This is a genomic window from Streptococcus caledonicus, assembly GCF_042656225.1.
Taxonomy (GTDB): Bacteria; Bacillota; Bacilli; order Lactobacillales; family Streptococcaceae; genus Streptococcus; species Streptococcus caledonicus.
Window position 1 is genome coordinate 102,862 of record NZ_JBHSOJ010000031.1, and the last position, 16,134, is coordinate 118,995.

A 16,134-nucleotide genomic window follows, 5' to 3' on the forward strand; every position below is an offset into this window, starting at 1 on the left:
TCCTTGTCTAAAACGTTTTCACCATCGTAACATACTTTTTTTAAAATCAATAGAGAAACTAAAGATTTAGGTAGTCTTTAGTTTTTATGAATTTTCTAAAGATTATCTTTAAACTATCCAAAGCTTCTAAATCTATACTTGGTTTTGGAATCCAAATTCAAAAAACTAATTTCTCAAAACCACTAAAATTGTTTTTTCCCAACTCGTATCAATAGAAATTTCTTTCATCTCTGAGACTTCTATTTTCTTAACACTGAAATAGGTTTTACCACCATACCTGATATTAAAATCATCATCACTTTCTTCAACAATTTCTTGAAAAGACATGTTATCCCCCAAGGTAAAATTATACCGTTCCATCTCAGAAAGTTGTTCTCTAGCAGCTAAAAGATAAACTTCCCCTGTAAAAGGCTTCTCTAAGTTAAAAGCCTTTCTTTCATCAGTCAACGCAAACAACTCAACAATGTTTAATTCTTCTATTACTTCCGAACTAACCTCGATAATCGTTTGATTCACATCTTTTATGGTATCATTGACTATCTCACTTGTGCTACAAGCTGTTAAACTTATTGCAAACAATAGTAAAGCTATCACTTTTACAGTTTTCATCTACTCTTCTCCTCTCTGATATTCCAAAATATCACCTGGCTGACAATCTAATTCCCGACAGATACTAATCAGCGTATTAAACCTCACACCTTTGGCTTTTCCTGTTTTTAAAATAGATAAATTAGCTTCTGTAATACCAATTTTTTCAGCTAATTCTTTGGAAGTGACACCTCTTTTTTTCAAAACACTATCTAAATTGACTTTAATAATATCCATCATCAAATAATACTTTCTGAATCTTCTTGTGCCGCTCTGCCATTTTTTAAAATAAGGTGCCCTGTAAAAGCAATCAGTAAAAAGACAAGATTAAGCCTATAATCTCCAAAAGAAGATTGACTAAAGAGATCACTGACATTACGAATAGCAAAATAATAAAGCGTCACATTACTAATAAATTGTATCGTTAAAATCAAAGCAAAAATCCAAACCAAACGTAAGCTAGACACAATGCTGGTTTTCGCAAAATAAGTTTCTTGTGAGAGATTTTTGAAAATTGGCTGACAATATCTGGCAATCAATCCGTAGAGAATCAGTATCAAGATAGCCATCACGGTAAGCCATATAAGCAACCAGTAAGGTAATTTAAACTCTATCAAAACATCTGTAACCATTGGTTTAAACACCAGGAAACACATTCCTCCAAATGCAACAATTCCAGCCAATACATAAAAGAAGTATTGAGCGATATAAGCTATTATTGACAAGCCTTTAAATACAACCGATGCCACAATCAATTCCTCCTTGAGATTATTATAAAACGATAATTATTTTTCCAGAATTATCATAAAACAATAATCCTATCTTGTCAACTATTTATATGCTAAATTTTTGAAAAAAGCGTCTCTTTTTGATAGGCTAAGGTCAAGAAAAATAAAAGGAGCTATTCTTATGAGCAATTACATTTTACCTGAAGTTTGGGAAACCCCTCAACAAATGGGTGGAGCTTGGGGTGGTCTCAATCAACCAACGACCGGAGCCCGTTTTGAACAAACCCTGCCCAAAGGAGACAAGCCTTTTCAAGTTTATTCACTTGGAACGCCAAACGGCATCAAAGTGACGATTATGTTAGAAGAACTCAAAGAACTGGGTCTTAATGCAGATTATGACCTGTTCAAAATCAAGATTAGCGAGGGAGACCAATTTGGTTCAGATTTTGTAGCAATCAATCCCAATTCTAAAATCCCTGCTATGTTAGATTTATCAGGGGAAGAGCCAATTCGCGTCTTTGAATCGCCATCTATCTTGCTCTACCTCGCAGATAAATTTAAGGCTTTTATTCCAGAAGATTTTGCCAAACGAACAGAAGTGATGAATTGGTTATTCTGGCAGACTGGAGCCGCACCTTTCTTAGGAGGGGGCTTTGGCCACTTCTTCCACTACGCACCTGAAAAAATCGAATACGCCATCAACCGCTTCGCTATGGAAGCCAAACGCCAGCTAGATCTTCTTGACAAAGAATTAGCAACTAAACATTTTATCACAGGTGATGATTATACCATCGCCGATATCGCCATCTGGTCTTGGTACGGTCGTCTCGCACAAGATAATATTTGGGACCGTGCGGGCATCTTCTTAAATGTAAAAGAATACAAAAATCTCCAACGTTGGACAGCAGAAATCGCTAAACGCCCTGCCGTTGTCCGTGGACTTGCTGCAGAACATAAGGAAATTAACTGATGAACTGGCAACTCAAAACATTTAACGAGCTCACTCCACAGCAAATCCATGCCATTTATAAGGCTCGTACAAATGTATTTGTCGTTGAGCAACATTGCCCCTATCCAGAGGTTGACGATTGGGACTTAACTGCCTTTCATCTGTTTCTGGAAAATAGCGGAGCTGTTATTGCTTATTGCCGATTGATAGAGACAGCTGACGAGGTCAAACTAGGGCGAGTTTTGGTTGTACAAAGCTACCGACAAAATGGACTTGGACGTGATTTGATCACCAAAGCACTTGAGGTTTCAGCCCAGCTTTTCCCTCAAAAAAACATCTATGCCCAGGTCCAAGCCTATCTCAAAAACTTTTATGCTTCATTTGGTTTTGAAGCAACTTCTGCAGAATATACAGAAGATGGCATCCCACATTTGGACATGATACAAGGATAAACTGACAGGCTTATGCTATAATGAAGAAAATGATGTGAGAGGTAGTTATGACATTTAATAGTATTCTTGAAAAAATTAAAACTTACGACACGATTATTATTCACCGCCACCAGCGACCTGATCCTGATGCCATCGGTTCTCAAATTGGACTGCGTGAGATTATCCGCACTAATTTTCCTGAAAAAAACGTTTTAGCTACTGGCATTAACGAACCAACCCTATCTTGGATTGCGGAGATGGATCAAGTGGCTGATAGCGACTATGAAAATGCCTTGGTTATCGTTACAGATACGGCTAACACACCCCGCATCGATGATGAGCGTTATACAAAAGGCAACTTCCTCATTAAAATCGACCACCATCCTAACGAAGATGCTTACGGTGATATTGTCCATGTCGATACAACAGCCTCATCTGCTAGCGAGATTATTACAGATTTTGCCCTAACCGTTGGATTGCAACTGTCTGATTTTGCGGCTTCGGTACTCTACAATGGTATTGTAGGTGATACTGGGCGATTTTTATACCCTGCTACAACAAGCAAAACCATGCAAATTGCTGCTAAGTTGCGCGAATATGACTTTGATTTTTCAGCCATGGCTCGTCGCATGGACTCCTTCCCTATGAAAATTGCTAAGCTTCAAGGTTATGTCTTTGATCATCTTGTTGTTGATGAAAATGGGGCTGCGCGTGTTGTCTTAACTCAGAAAGTTATGTCAGACTTTGAGGTTACTGAAGCTGAAACCTCTGCCATTGTTGGCACACCTGGCAAAATTGATAGCGTTGAAAGTTGGGCAATCTTTGTCGAACAATCAGACGGTACTTATCGTGTTCGTCTCCGCAGTAAGACAGCCATCATCAATGGCATCGCCAAACGCCATGATGGTGGTGGACATCCCCTTGCCAGCGGAGCCAATTCTTATAGTTTAGAAGAAAACGAGCAAATTTATCAAGAAATCAAAGAATTATTAGCTAAATAACTTGTCAAGCTCTGCCATTTTTGATAAAATTAAAAAGTTAATAACTATGGTACGCAAAGTACTATGGCAGAAAGGAACCATTAACATGAAAAAAGATATCCATCCAGAATACCGTCCAGTTGTCTTTCTTGACACTACTACTGGTTACCAATTCCTTAGTGGCTCAACAAAAGCCTCTAAAGAAACTGTAGAGTTTGAAGGTGAAACTTACCCACTTATCCGTGTGGAAATTTCATCAGATTCACACCCATTCTACACAGGCCGTCAAAAATTCACTCAAGCAGATGGACGCGTGGACAAATTCAACAAAAAATACGGTCTCAAAGACGCAAACGCTGCGAACTAAGACTAGTAGCCTTTCCAAATTGGAAAGGTTTTTTTCTTGGCTTTTAAACATAAAAAATGGGCATTTCCGCAGTTGGAGATGCCCATTTATTTTTATGGTTGAAAGCTAGCTTTTGCTAGCCTCTTTTATCTGCAATTGTCTTCGTTCTTGCTTTAATGGATTTGCTGTTATCAGCTAACTTATTAGATGTGTTTCGTAACGGTGTAAGGGATTTAAGATGATACAACACACATTGTTTTCTCTGTGACTTTTCTAGCTGTTCTATATCCACGTAGCTCTTTTTAAAGAAGTGCTTTGAACTGGATATCTGAATCTTCTAAGAAGTAATCATCAAATCCACGTGGGTGATGGTACTCAATACGATCCTTATCAAGTGGGTAAGTGTATTTTCCACCAACTTCCCAAATGAATGGATGGAACTGATATTGTAAACGTTCTTTACGCATCTTCCAAAGTTGAAGGATTTCATCTGTTGATGCCATAAAGTTTGACCAGATATCATAGTGAACTGGGATAATAACTTTGGCTCCAAGATTTTCAGCCATGCGCAATAGATCAATTGAGGTCATCTTATCTTGGATACCGATTGGATTGTCACCATAGTTATTAATAGCAACGTCAATCTTGAAATCACGTCCGTGTTTCGCAAAATAATTTGAGAAGTGAGAATCAGCACCATGATAGATGGTTCCACCAGGCGTTTCAAAGATATAGTTGACCGCTTTTGATGCCATCAAATCGTCCGTCACTGGTAAACCGCGCAAGCTATTGCCATTTTCTTCATAACCTTCTATTGGAAGCGTCACAAGGCAGGTACGATCAAATGACTCTACCGCTGTCACTTTGATGTCTTTAAAAGCAAAGCTGTCACCTGGTTTGACCACTTGGATACGTTCTTCTGGGACACCCCATTTTTTCCAAATATCCGCACAACCACTTGGTCCAACAAATTTAACATGGGACAATTTAGGGTTGTTAAGAATAGCAGCTGAGGTTGAGATATCCATGTGGTCAGAGTGAACATGTGATACTAAGTAATAATCTAATTCATTGATGGCAAATGGGTCAATGACCATTGGTTGGACACGGAGGTTCGGCTGTAATTTGCGTACCCCTGACATGTTTGCCATTTGGTGTCCCCAAATCATGTCTTTTACTTTTTTCGTTGATTTTCCACGATTTGCCCAAAGATCCATGACAACGTTAGCACCACCTGGTGTTTTAATCCATACGCCACAGTTACCTAGCCACCACATGGCAAAGTTACCTTCCGGTACCACTTCTTCTTCAATTTCTTCGTTGAGCCAAGTTCCCCACTCAGGGAAAGTTGATAAAATCCACGATTCGCGTGTGATATCTTGTACTTTAACCATAATTTAGAACGCCTCCTAATTCATTTTAGTATTTTCTTATATTCTTAGTATAACTCTGTAAACGTTATCAACAAAGACCAAGAAACACACAGTTATGTGTTCAGAGTTGGACTGATTGTTCATCTTCATTCCTCTTATAAAACGCTAAAATCCCCATTTCCTCCGATACCAAATTTCTGGTAACATCAGAGAAAAACGAGATTTTCTTTTTAAGAGTACTAGAATTGGTAATAAGTACGTGGTCCGTAACTATAATCTTGACTACGGTAATGTTCAAGGATACGGTCGTTATCATGGCGAAGTGATGCTTCTGGCATTTTTAAGCTACGATCATACCCATGGTAGTCTTCATTTGAAATATTGTAAACAGCATTCCAACGATGCGTACGCTTCATAAAGTCATTTCCGCGGAGCGTATACGTGTGATTTTTATTAGTTCCATCAATGGTGTCATTCCATGTAAGGTCTACATGATAGAAAGCACCATCTACTTTGACAATATTCCAAGCATGCAGACTATTCATTCCCATGCGAGGATCTCCAAATCCCTGAATATAATAAACATCTAAACCAGCTAACTGTCCCATATCCTTAAAAAGTTGCGCATATGCTTGACATACCGCTTCATTATCCTTCAAAAATGCATAAGGTGTCTGCACTGAGATACCTGTTGGCGTTAGACTACCCACGCCACTATTGGCATAACGATAATTTGTCATGATATAATCTTGAATTTTATCAATTTTGGTAACGTCGGTATCTGTCTCGTTAATATTTTGTCGTGTCCATTGACGAATATGATCCATGTATTCCTGATGTTGAACATCTGTCATGTAATATTCAGGTTTCAAGGTTACGGTGATTTCATCGACACCTTGAAATCCATCAGCCCACCAGCTGAAACTTTTTGAAATACCTCGTGCATTTGGTGTATTTGAAAGGTTCTCCTTGATAAAACGACTAATCCTTTGTGAAAGATCTTCGCCCATTTCCGATTGCTTCAAGGTAAACTTAATCGTTTTAGTACGCAGACGATGCGCTTCATCCGTACGCTCTTTTAAAGTATCTAAATCACTGATTCCACGGAGATCTGCTAAATCTTGATTATAGGCTATCAAATCAGTATTTCGATAATCTTTGAGGTTATACCCTTCATTCTTGAAGTTTTCCAATGTTGTTAGCATCTTAGGATCAGTATTCGGACGAGTAGATCTCGTTTGGCGATGGCGATAATCGACGCTATTAGTATAACGCCGTGTCGCAGCACGATTCATCTCTTCAATAACATTAATATTATGTTTAATCTGCTCTGCCGATTGGGCAAGAATAGCAACATTCTCATTGGAGGTATATGACCGCTGATTGATAAACGTAATCAAATCTTCTGTTAATACACGGATTTTTGCATTTGTAGTGTGTAAATTATTATTAATCAATCGGTAAGTCTCATCACTAGGATACCAATGCTGAATCATCTTATGTCGTGAATCGTCTAACTGGTCCAATTCGCGTAACTGAACATAATGTTGCTCGACGAAATTTCCCCTATCATCTATTTTATTTAGTGAGTCATGATACTGTTGTACCTGCACTTCAAAATGTTCGATATGGGGATTGTTTTCAACATGTTCAGTACGATACTGCTGAATAGCTGATGAGGCACGTTTCTGCAAACTATCAACTTCTGCTTTTAATTCGGTTAAAGTCTGTTGCGATTCTTGTGACAACTCTCTATCGCTACTAATGGCTTTCCACTGAGAATAGTTATATACTAATTGTTTCCGCTCAGCCTCTAGCTGATTATAATCATTACGATAGTCACTATACGGATCTTCCCATTCTGATGACATTAGTTCTGAACTGCTATCATATACCGTGCTCACATCGTAAAACGGATAATCCTCTGCTAGGTTTTCTACCGTTCGGTGTCTTACTGGTTCTGTGTGTGTCTCTCCTAAGCCATCCGTTTCTTCAGCAGGATAACCATCTTCAACAATGGTTGTTAAAAGATTTGCTGCATAACTGCCTGTATAGCTACTGTCAGCTTTTACATCTACTGTACTTACAGTTGTTAGTCCAGCTGTTGTCAGAATAACACTTGCCAGTGTACGAAATTTTTTGGCCATAGATACTCCCTTCTTAATGCCATAAGAAAATTAAATTTCTCTTATAAATTAAATTGAACATTTTTTGCGATAGTGTCTAAAAATTATATCATTTATTACAACTCAAGTAAATGATAAAATGGAAAATACAGAAATAAAATTAATTATTGATAAAATTATGAAAATAGTAAATTATCTATTTTATATTATATTTATACATATCCTACGGAAGATTACCTCAAAATATTCAATTTTAACTTTATAATTACTGGTTTCAATTTTTCAGAATAAATCAGTGACCTTCTGAAATGTTTTGGAATTATCTTATTCATGTAATTGTCGTGTGATAAAGGAGAATTAGTATGAACACATATATGCTATCCCTCCCTCTCCCAAAAAGCTATGCATCGACAAATAGCCCTGTAAACCGAAAACAGGTTGGATTTCTCCCAACCTTAATTGTTATTATGATATTTGTATTTCCTTTAATTCTTCAAGGACTTCTTGATAAACTAATTTTTCAATCTGTAAAGTGATGCGTTGCACATCTTGTCTCTCAGTTAATTGCTGACTAATCAGTCGGACAAGTTCTTCGTGAAATTTATGATCATCATAGGAATTAACCTTTTTGCCAAAGCGTATAAGACGAATGATATCACTATCTGACAATACTGCTTGGACTGTCAAAACCGGCAATTGGGTATCTACTTGGTCTAGGGTTGAAACGATGAAATCTACCATAACCAAATCTTTAACACTTTGAAATTGTTCATTTGTAAAAATGGCTTCAATCGTTACACGAGGCAAGTATTCCCGACATTGACTCAGTAAAAATTTTTGAACAGCGACACCTTCATCACAAATAATCAAGGCAGTTCTTTTGTGACACGATTTTTCTGGTACTTGAAGTTCTCCTCCCAGATGGATGGCTAAAAATCCAATATCATCTTCAGTAAGGTGAATATTCCACGCTTTTTCTAAAATTGGAACAGTTGCCCGTGTCGCTTCAAACAACATTGCATATCTATCTTTTAATTGTGGCAACAATATATTTTTAGTTGTAATACCATATGTTTTACGATAAATGAGTGCTTTGCTATGGGTCAAAAGCTGACGCAGTAACTCTTGGCGCCGATTGAAACATAACCCTTTTTCCTCACTTAAAGTGTCTAAAAAGATATTCAAAGTGCGCCGCATTCCGTCATAATCTTGACTTTCCAGATGGGCATCTTTATCCTTACGAAAAGACAATAATAGCAGAGCAATAATACCAACTTCAATCTCATCCAGAGTAAACTCAAATGTTGATGTCAACTGATTGGCAAGTTTTTTCGCTACACGATATTCTATCCTCTGACGAATAAGGCTAAAGTCATCAAAAACCCTATCTTTCTCCACTGCCGTAAGTTCCATATTGCGATAATTTAAGAGAAAATAGGGTAGGGTTTTTATGATGAATTGCCTGTCTTGCTGGCTAATTTTTTTACCAATATTAGTCTGAAGATTGATAAAAAATAGGTTAAAATAATCTAATATTTCTGTTGAAAAATAGCGCTCTAAGACAATAAATCTATCTTTTTTTAAATTTAAAATCCCCCATAGTTGCTGATTATTGATATCTAAAAATTGCTGGGCTAGACCATAAAAAAATCGAAATTTATCCAAAGGATGTCCAGAAAAATAATAGCCTTTATTTCTCATGACCTTTAACACAATTTGGACGGGTTCATGCTCCAAATACTGGCGAATATCATTCAAATCATTTAAAACCGTATTACGTGAGACATCTGTCAGATGCATCATTTTTTCAATGGTCACCCGTTCTTGAGAAAGCGCAATATAGGCCATGATAAGCCTCATGCGTTCTTTTCGACTCATGACATAAGAATAATCATCTAATTCTGACAATAATTCTCGACAAGCTGTTTTTTGAGCTTCATTTAAAACGACTCCAATACGCGGATAGGAGATTATAGGCGGAATATCTGCTGGTAAAGCCTCATTTACCTTTTCAAGGTGATAATAAATTTTACGTCGCGACTGTCCTAACGTTCTTGAAATAGACATGACAGTCTCAGGTTCTTCAAGTTTCAATAAGTATCGGACTAATTCATAACTTCTCTTATCTAGTAAAAGCATAGATCTCCTTCCTAAACATTGCCAGTTAGCAGCAAGAGTCATTGACTGATTCCCTATCGCCAGAGTCTATTATAACACTTTTTGAAAACGTATGCAAAATCTATTGGAAATATTCAAACTATTTTTACATTACCGCAACAGAGTGAAAAGAAGTAGAACAATTCTCTAAAAAATACACAAAAACTCAATTTTCAAAAAGATTAACTCCTTTTGGTACACAGTTGAAGGCATAGAAATGCGTTATTAAAACGCTGTTTCTATGCCTTTTAAGTGCTTATTTTTCAAAAAATGTTATCAGTGCGGCACTCCTTTTTGTCCATAATAGGCATTCGGACCATGCTTACGTAGGTAATGTTTGTCTAAAATATACTGCGGTGCTGGTTCGACACGAGGATTGATTTGCTCTGTAAAGCGATTCATCTTCGCGACTTCTTCCAAAACAACAGAATGATAAACTGCCTGATTAGGTGTTTTTCCCCAGGTAAACGGCCCGTGATTGCGTACCACAATTCCTGGCACTGCAACTGGCTCTAGATTGCGACGGGTAAATTCTTCAATAATCACAGCACCTGTTTCCTTTTCATAGGCCATATTTACCTCTTCTTCGGTCAATGAGCGTGCGCAAGGAATAGGACCATAGAAATAATCTGCATGGGTGGTACCATAAAAAGGGATGTCACGACCAGCTTGCGCCCAGCCAACCGCTTCAGTTGAGTGAGTGTGCACTACTGCTTGAATATCTGGCCAAGCCTTGTAGAGAGCAACGTGTGTCGCTAAATCTGATGATGGGTTGAGCTCTCCCTCAACAACATTCCCATCAAGGTCTGTCACGACCATATTATTAGGGGTTAATTTGTCATAATCAACACCTGACGGTTTGATGACGATGCGTCCCAATTCACGACACACTTCTGACACGTTGCCCCAAGTGAATTTAACCAAACCATGGGCTGGAAGGGCAATGTTTGCCTCATAGACCCGTTGGCGCATTTCTTGTAGGTTTTTTGCCATTAAATTACCTCAGCTTTCTTCATCAGCGGATAAAGGAAATCTTGTGCTTCTCGGATTGCTTCACGCGTTTCTTCAACCGTATCACAATTTTCTGACCACATTTCAATTAAGAAGGGACCGTTGTAATTGGTCTTTTTAATAACTGAAAACATATTTTCCCAGTCGACACAGCCCTTGCCAAATGGGACATCACGGAATTGCCCCTGAGAAGTGTCCGTAACAGGGTGAGTATCTTTAAGGTGAATAGCTGCAATAGAACGGTGACCTAAGTAAAACTCACTCCAAATGTCATTGTGCCAGGCAGATACATTTCCCGTATCTGGGTAAACAAAGAGATAAGGGGAGTCTATCTCCTTTTCCACAGCCTTGTATTTTTCAATAGAGGACATGAAAGGGTCGTCCATAATCTCAATGGCTAACATAACCTGAGCTTGTTCTGCCCAGTCGCATGATTTACGGAGGTTTCTAATAAAACGTTCCCGTGTTTCGGGAGATTTTTTCTCATAATAGACATCATATCCCGCTAATTGAATGGTTCTGACACCTAAATCTTGAGCCAATTCGATACATTTTTTCATGAGTTCCAGTGACTTAGCTTCAATTTCAGAATCGTTAGACCCTAACGGATAGCGACGGTGACCTGAGAAGCAAATGGTTGGAATTCGCACCCCTGTCTCATAAATAGCCTTAACCACATCTAAACGCTCTGCCTTGGTCCAGTCTAATCGTGCCAAACGGTCATCAGATTCATCCACAGACATTTCCACAAAATCAAATCCCAATTCTTTAGCAAATTCAAGACGCTCTAGCCAACTAAAATGTTTTGGTGTCGCTTTTTCATAAATACCAATCGGACGTGCCATAATCTACCCCCAGATACGACGAATTTCATCTTTGAAAGCACGTGCAGCCCCGGCAGGATCCTCTGCTTCAGTGATGCCTCGCCCTGCAATAAAGGTAAAAACATCTACTCCTTCAAAGAGTTTCAAGGTATCCACATCAAGACCACCTGTTACTGAGACACGGAAGCCCATGTCAATTAATTTTTTTACCTTATCAAGGTCTTTGTCACCCCAAGTTTCACCAGCAAGGAGGGCATCACGAGATTGGTGATAGATTGCTTGTGAAATCCCAGCATCTAGCCATTGTTGTGCCTGCTCATAAGTCCAATCACCATAGAGTTCAATCTGGATTTCCCCACGGTCTCCACGGATTTCTTCAATAGCCTTACGCGCCGCTTCCATAGTAGGAATGGTTGCACAACAAATACAAGTCATCCAGTCCGCACCACGCACTGCGTTATTTTTAGCGACAGTCCCCCCTGCGTCCGCACATTTGGTATCAGCGACAATGAGTTTATCTGGGAAGAGATTACGCAAAACCTCTACCAATTCTGAGCCCACTTGAAGAAGACAAACGGTCCCTGCTTCAATGATATCAACTTCATGACCAACTGATACAGCTGCTTTGATAGCCCCTTTCCAATCAGAGTGGTCAAGTGCTACTTGTAAATTTGGAATATGTGTTGTCATAATGGTTACCTCTTCTAAATGTTATACGTCTTAACTCTCTAAATCTAGCCCCTCAAGATAAGGACTATTTTTGGATTCTTCTACCATTGCTAGCACTTCTTCTGGTGTCTTACAAGCAACCAGGCGCTGAATAGAATCTTCCAACTCAAAGAGAGCAACAATCTGCGGAATCGCAACAGTAGTATGAATAGCTGCTGATTGTGCTGCTAAAGTCAATAACACCGATACTTCTTTACCATCTGAAAACGTCACTGGCTTCGTCAAAGTAATCAGTGAGAACGAATCACGTGAGACACCCGCTCCAGCTTGAGCATGAGGCATCGCCATACCAGGCATCAAGATATAGTAAGGACCATATTCTTCTGTAGACGCGATAATGGCATCGTAATATTCTTCCTTAATCGCACCGCTTTCAATCAAAGGATCACAGGCCAAATGTACCGCCTCTTGCCAAGTTTCCGCTGTCAGTCCTAAACGAATGGAATTATTCTCGATAAATGACTGCTTTAAATTCATGATTTTCTCCCTTGCTCCATAAAATCTAGGGAGGTTGAAACATCTGTCTCAGCCTCCCTTATATCCATTTCAACGCTTACAAAACTTCGCCCAGTTTCGTTTTGATTTCCACATCATCCATCAGGTTATCAAGTCCAACAAGATGGCCTTTTGTACGTCCTTCCAACTCCTTAATCAAGTGATTAGACGCTACCACAATATCATAACCTGCTGCTAGGCCTTTAGCTTCTCCAACAGAGCATGAGGCTGACTGGATATCGGTTACCCCGAGTTCACGAAGAGCCTTTTCCACCTTCATTTTGATCACCATTGACGATCCCATTCCGTTTCCACACGCTGTAAGTACTTTAACCATTTTGAATTCCTCCATTTTTCATTTGTAACATCGCAGAGCAGATACTCTTAGTGATTTCTACTGAGCATCTCCACGGTAATAAGCTTCTTTATCTTTTGCTTTGGCAAATTGCAATTGTGGGATGGCAAGCAAGAAGAGGCAGACCAAACCATAACCGACAACTCCAAGATATTTAAAGGCATAACCAAATGGCAACCAAGGCAACACCAAATCAATATTTCCGTGATAACCACCAGTCAATCCCAAAAGACTGACCGCAACCGCACCAAGAGCCACTTGAAGCACACCAGATAAGAATGATAAGGCTACTGCAGCTTTCCAGCCACCGCGTTTGTCCGCATAAACCGCAATCGCCGCATTGTCAAAGAATACTGGCACAAAACCTGTAATAATCAAGACTGGATTTTTGAAAATAACCAACAATGCAATGGTGAGCAATTGCCCAATCAAACCGAAGGCAAATCCTGAAAGCACCGCATTTGATGAGCCAAAACCGTAAGACGCTGCAACGTCAACCGCTGGGAATGACCCTGGAAGCAATTTACTAGAGATTCCTTGGAAGGCATTTGTCAATTCTGCAACGAACATGCGAACCCCTTGCATCAAGATAAAGAGATAAACTGAGAAAGTAAGGGCTGTTTGAATCACATACATCAAGAACGATTTCGCCGGGTTATAAGCACCTGCTCCAATCAATTCTGCATTAGACATAATTTCAGGACCTAAGACAGCGAGAATTCCTCCAAAGAATACCAGCATAAGCGTTGCTGAGGCAACGACCGTATCATGGAAAATATTAAGGAAAGAAGGCAATTTCAAGTTATCCAAATTTTCTTCTTTTTTACCAAAAATTGGAGCAACTTTATCCACAAACCAAATCGCAAACTGTTGCTGGTGACCAATGGCAAAGCCACCACCACCTGTCAAACGTTGGGTCGCCTCAACCGTCATATTTGAACTCACTGCCCAGTAAAGCCCACAGATGATGCCAACTGCCCACGCTCCTGTTGCATTTTGCAACTGAGGAATAAGGAGAAGAACAAAAACAGAAATCGTCGCTGCCTGTTGCACCATAATGTGACCTGTAATAAACAGTGTTCTAACCTTAGTTACTTTACGAAGAGCAACCAGCAGAATATTAACCCCAAATCCAATCAAAAGAGCTGTCGTTGCTACGTCAATAAAGCCCATCTCTGTTAATTTTTCATTCGCAGCAGCTAAGCCAAAATAAGGGTCAATAACCGCCGCTTCAAGGTTAAACTTCTTAGCTAGGGCAACAAGGATTGGACGGAAAGTAGTTACCAAACCACCTGCACCAACATTCAAAATAAGGTAACCAACAGTAGCTTTTACAAATCCCGCAAAAACTTCGTGAGCTGGTTTTTTTAGAAGAATGTATCCTATCAAAACCAAGAGACCAACGAAGAAAGCAGGATTCTGCAAAATATTAGTTGAGAACCACTGCAAGACAACCTGTAAGATATCCATGAGATATACCTCGCTTTTTGATTTATTAATGATGTTTACTTACAACTTCATTATAGATTGTGTAAGCGCTTTAAAAAAGACCAAGAAATACACAATCATGTGTTCAAAAATGTACTTATCGGTCAATATCCCCTTGTGAAATAGTATTTATCGTCACCAAAAACTGAAGAAAACTTCACCTTCCCAAACAGTAAATATGTTACAATTTGGTACAAATAGAATGAATTTAGAAAAAGAATAAGACTACATCTTAAGAAAATGCGCCCTAAACCACCTTTACTGCACCAAGTCTGTTACACTACTAAAGAGGTTAGAAGGCAGAGAGGAACCGAATAGACTGAAAAAATATTCATCCCTCTTAAATTTTAAAGTAAAGACAGTTTGACGCTATAAAATAAAAGGCTAAAACACTTTTTTCCTAGTCTCGAAGGGGGCGGCAAGACACAGGCTTACCAAGGAGTAATAGAATTCCAAAGGAGGTTTTGATACTGACTTCATCAACTTCATTTTTCACTTTCAACCTCAGAAGGTTTCCTAGATCTTAACGATTGTGACTAATCCTGTTCGTCTTATTTCATACTCCTACAACATTCTCCTATCTTTCCGTTTCTTCAACATAAACAATATAACTTATCTGTTCCAAGCAACTGCTACTTACGCCTTAAATAGACCGTATGATATCACTATTGACATGGTAATCGCAATACTATCCCATACATTTTTTCAAAACCAAACAGGCGATACAACCCGTCTGACTATCTCTGCTAAAGTATGAATAAATCTCATACCAACCGTTAATAATGCACCAAAACCAGTCAAGGCAACACCTATGGACTAATACTAAAAGACTAACAGACAGAACCCGCAGCAACACAATCAAATTGTCAAATAATTACAAGAAAAACTAGAAAGAAAACTCACTAAAATCTGAGTTAATTGCACTCTAGTCTCCCCTCAATAAAAGGTACCGAATGCCAATCAATACACAGAGATAGAAAAAATTAACAAGGCCAGACGGAAATGCCATAATTTGACTAATATTCAAGGTAACCCAAGTCACTTGAGCCCCCTTATTGAGAGGCTAAAACCACATTTCCCAACAAATAAACCAGCAAGGGATTCCTGTTATAGACAATATGTAAAGACCCCCAGTTGATATCTCGTGGATTTACCTTGTATCACCAGCTCGCAGCTCAAGGGATTCCTTGTGTTGTCATGGCACCAACAACTATGATGATTGAAGGTCGCAGACGTGTTAAAACCGATAAAAAAGATGCAGCGACCATCGCTAAGGCTCTGGCTTTTAGAAGTTATAGTCCCGTCCATATTCCAACGGCAGAGGATGAACAAGTCAAAGAGTATATCCGAATGAGGACAGACCATCAATTGGATCTCAAGAAAATCAAGCAACAGATTTTAGCCTTCTGTCTTCGCCATGAGTTTCGATATACAAACAGTGCTAGTCACTGGACCTGGACTCAGAAGCATGTGAAATGGCTTCAGTCGCTCCAACCAGTAGGACTGTATGCTGAAATCCTAACCGAATATCTCCTCAGCTACGAAAAGCTAGTT

At 39.0% G+C, this 16,134-nt stretch carries 16 protein-coding genes and 1 pseudogene; 5 read left to right on the forward strand and 12 right to left on the reverse strand.

The features are described 5' to 3' along the window. Positions 1–165: 165 nt before the first annotated feature. The 3 genes from ACFPQ3_RS10640 to ACFPQ3_RS10650 are packed head-to-tail and all read right to left on the reverse strand — an operon-like array spanning position 166 to position 1,337. The gene (locus ACFPQ3_RS10640) at positions 166–609 is read right to left on the reverse strand and encodes a hypothetical protein (protein ID WP_156805625.1); all 444 of its coding nucleotides are present in this window, start codon (positions 607–609) and stop codon (positions 166–168) included. Next, on the reverse strand, positions 610–825 hold the full coding sequence (locus ACFPQ3_RS10645) for a helix-turn-helix domain-containing protein (RefSeq protein ID WP_156805656.1): 216 nt from the start codon (positions 823–825) through the stop codon (positions 610–612). It abuts the gene before it with no gap. Positions 826–827: 2 nt separating this feature from the next. Then, positions 828–1,337, reverse strand: coding sequence for a hypothetical protein (locus tag ACFPQ3_RS10650; protein WP_156805626.1), 510 nt, complete (start codon positions 1,335–1,337; stop codon positions 828–830). A gap of 160 nt (positions 1,338–1,497) precedes the next feature. On the opposite strand from ACFPQ3_RS10650, the gene yghU reads away from it, so the two are divergent. The 4 genes from yghU to ACFPQ3_RS10670 all read left to right on the forward strand — a co-directional run bounded on the left by yghU (position 1,498) and on the right by ACFPQ3_RS10670 (position 4,043). Next, the gene (yghU, locus tag ACFPQ3_RS10655) at positions 1,498–2,286 is read left to right on the forward strand and encodes a glutathione-dependent disulfide-bond oxidoreductase (RefSeq protein WP_156805627.1); all 789 of its coding nucleotides are present in this window, start codon (positions 1,498–1,500) and stop codon (positions 2,284–2,286) included. Beyond that, positions 2,286–2,717, forward strand: coding sequence for a GNAT family N-acetyltransferase (locus ACFPQ3_RS10660; protein WP_156805628.1), 432 nt, complete (start codon positions 2,286–2,288; stop codon positions 2,715–2,717). Before yghU ends, ACFPQ3_RS10660 begins: the two co-directional genes overlap by 1 nt. A 47-nt stretch (positions 2,718–2,764) precedes the next feature. Then, entirely contained in the window at positions 2,765–3,697 is a 933-nt protein-coding gene (locus ACFPQ3_RS10665; protein ID WP_156805629.1) for a DHH family phosphoesterase, read from the forward strand. A gap of 85 nt (positions 3,698–3,782) precedes the next feature. Next, positions 3,783–4,043, forward strand: a complete 261-nt coding sequence (locus tag ACFPQ3_RS10670) for a type B 50S ribosomal protein L31 (RefSeq protein WP_156805630.1) — start codon at positions 3,783–3,785, stop codon at positions 4,041–4,043. Positions 4,044–4,324: 281 nt separating this feature from the next. Here the strand turns inward: ACFPQ3_RS10670 and ulaG are convergent, their stop codons facing one another. The 9 genes from ulaG to ACFPQ3_RS10715 form a co-directional block, all read right to left on the reverse strand. Continuing rightward, on the reverse strand, positions 4,325–5,416 hold the full coding sequence (gene ulaG / locus ACFPQ3_RS10675) for an L-ascorbate 6-phosphate lactonase (protein WP_156805631.1): 1,092 nt from the start codon (positions 5,414–5,416) through the stop codon (positions 4,325–4,327). Positions 5,417–5,634: 218 nt separating this feature from the next. After that, positions 5,635–7,542: a transglutaminase domain-containing protein gene (locus tag ACFPQ3_RS10680; RefSeq protein WP_232323186.1), complete on the reverse strand. Its 1,908-nt coding sequence runs from the start codon at positions 7,540–7,542 to the stop codon at positions 5,635–5,637. 444 nt (positions 7,543–7,986) lie between these two features. Then, the gene (locus ACFPQ3_RS10685; RefSeq protein ID WP_156805632.1) at positions 7,987–9,660 is read right to left on the reverse strand and encodes a BglG family transcription antiterminator; all 1,674 of its coding nucleotides are present in this window, start codon (positions 9,658–9,660) and stop codon (positions 7,987–7,989) included. A gap of 294 nt (positions 9,661–9,954) precedes the next feature. Beyond that, positions 9,955–10,671, reverse strand: a complete 717-nt coding sequence (locus ACFPQ3_RS10690) for an L-ribulose-5-phosphate 4-epimerase (protein ID WP_156805633.1) — start codon at positions 10,669–10,671, stop codon at positions 9,955–9,957. Then, positions 10,671–11,534, reverse strand: coding sequence for an L-ribulose-5-phosphate 3-epimerase (locus ACFPQ3_RS10695; protein WP_156805634.1), 864 nt, complete (start codon positions 11,532–11,534; stop codon positions 10,671–10,673). Before ACFPQ3_RS10695 ends, ACFPQ3_RS10690 begins: the two co-directional genes overlap by 1 nt. A gap of 3 nt (positions 11,535–11,537) precedes the next feature. Next, entirely contained in the window at positions 11,538–12,203 is a 666-nt protein-coding gene (locus ACFPQ3_RS10700) for a 3-keto-L-gulonate-6-phosphate decarboxylase UlaD (protein ID WP_156805635.1), read from the reverse strand. A 30-nt stretch (positions 12,204–12,233) separates the two neighbouring features. Then, positions 12,234–12,719 (reverse strand): PTS sugar transporter subunit IIA, encoded by a 486-nt coding sequence (locus ACFPQ3_RS10705; RefSeq protein WP_156805636.1) that lies wholly within the window; start codon positions 12,717–12,719, stop codon positions 12,234–12,236. 76 nt (positions 12,720–12,795) lie between these two features. Next, positions 12,796–13,074, reverse strand: a complete 279-nt coding sequence (locus tag ACFPQ3_RS10710) for a PTS sugar transporter subunit IIB (RefSeq protein ID WP_156805637.1) — start codon at positions 13,072–13,074, stop codon at positions 12,796–12,798. A 57-nt stretch (positions 13,075–13,131) separates the two neighbouring features. Continuing rightward, complete coding sequence (locus tag ACFPQ3_RS10715) at positions 13,132–14,562, reverse strand: PTS sugar transporter subunit IIC (protein ID WP_156805638.1); 1,431 nt, start codon at positions 14,560–14,562, stop codon at positions 13,132–13,134. Between the two features lie 1,164 nt (positions 14,563–15,726). Between ACFPQ3_RS10715 and ACFPQ3_RS10720 the strand changes: the two are divergent. Then, positions 15,727–16,134, forward strand: a pseudogene (locus tag ACFPQ3_RS10720) (IS110 family transposase); the annotation flags it as partial.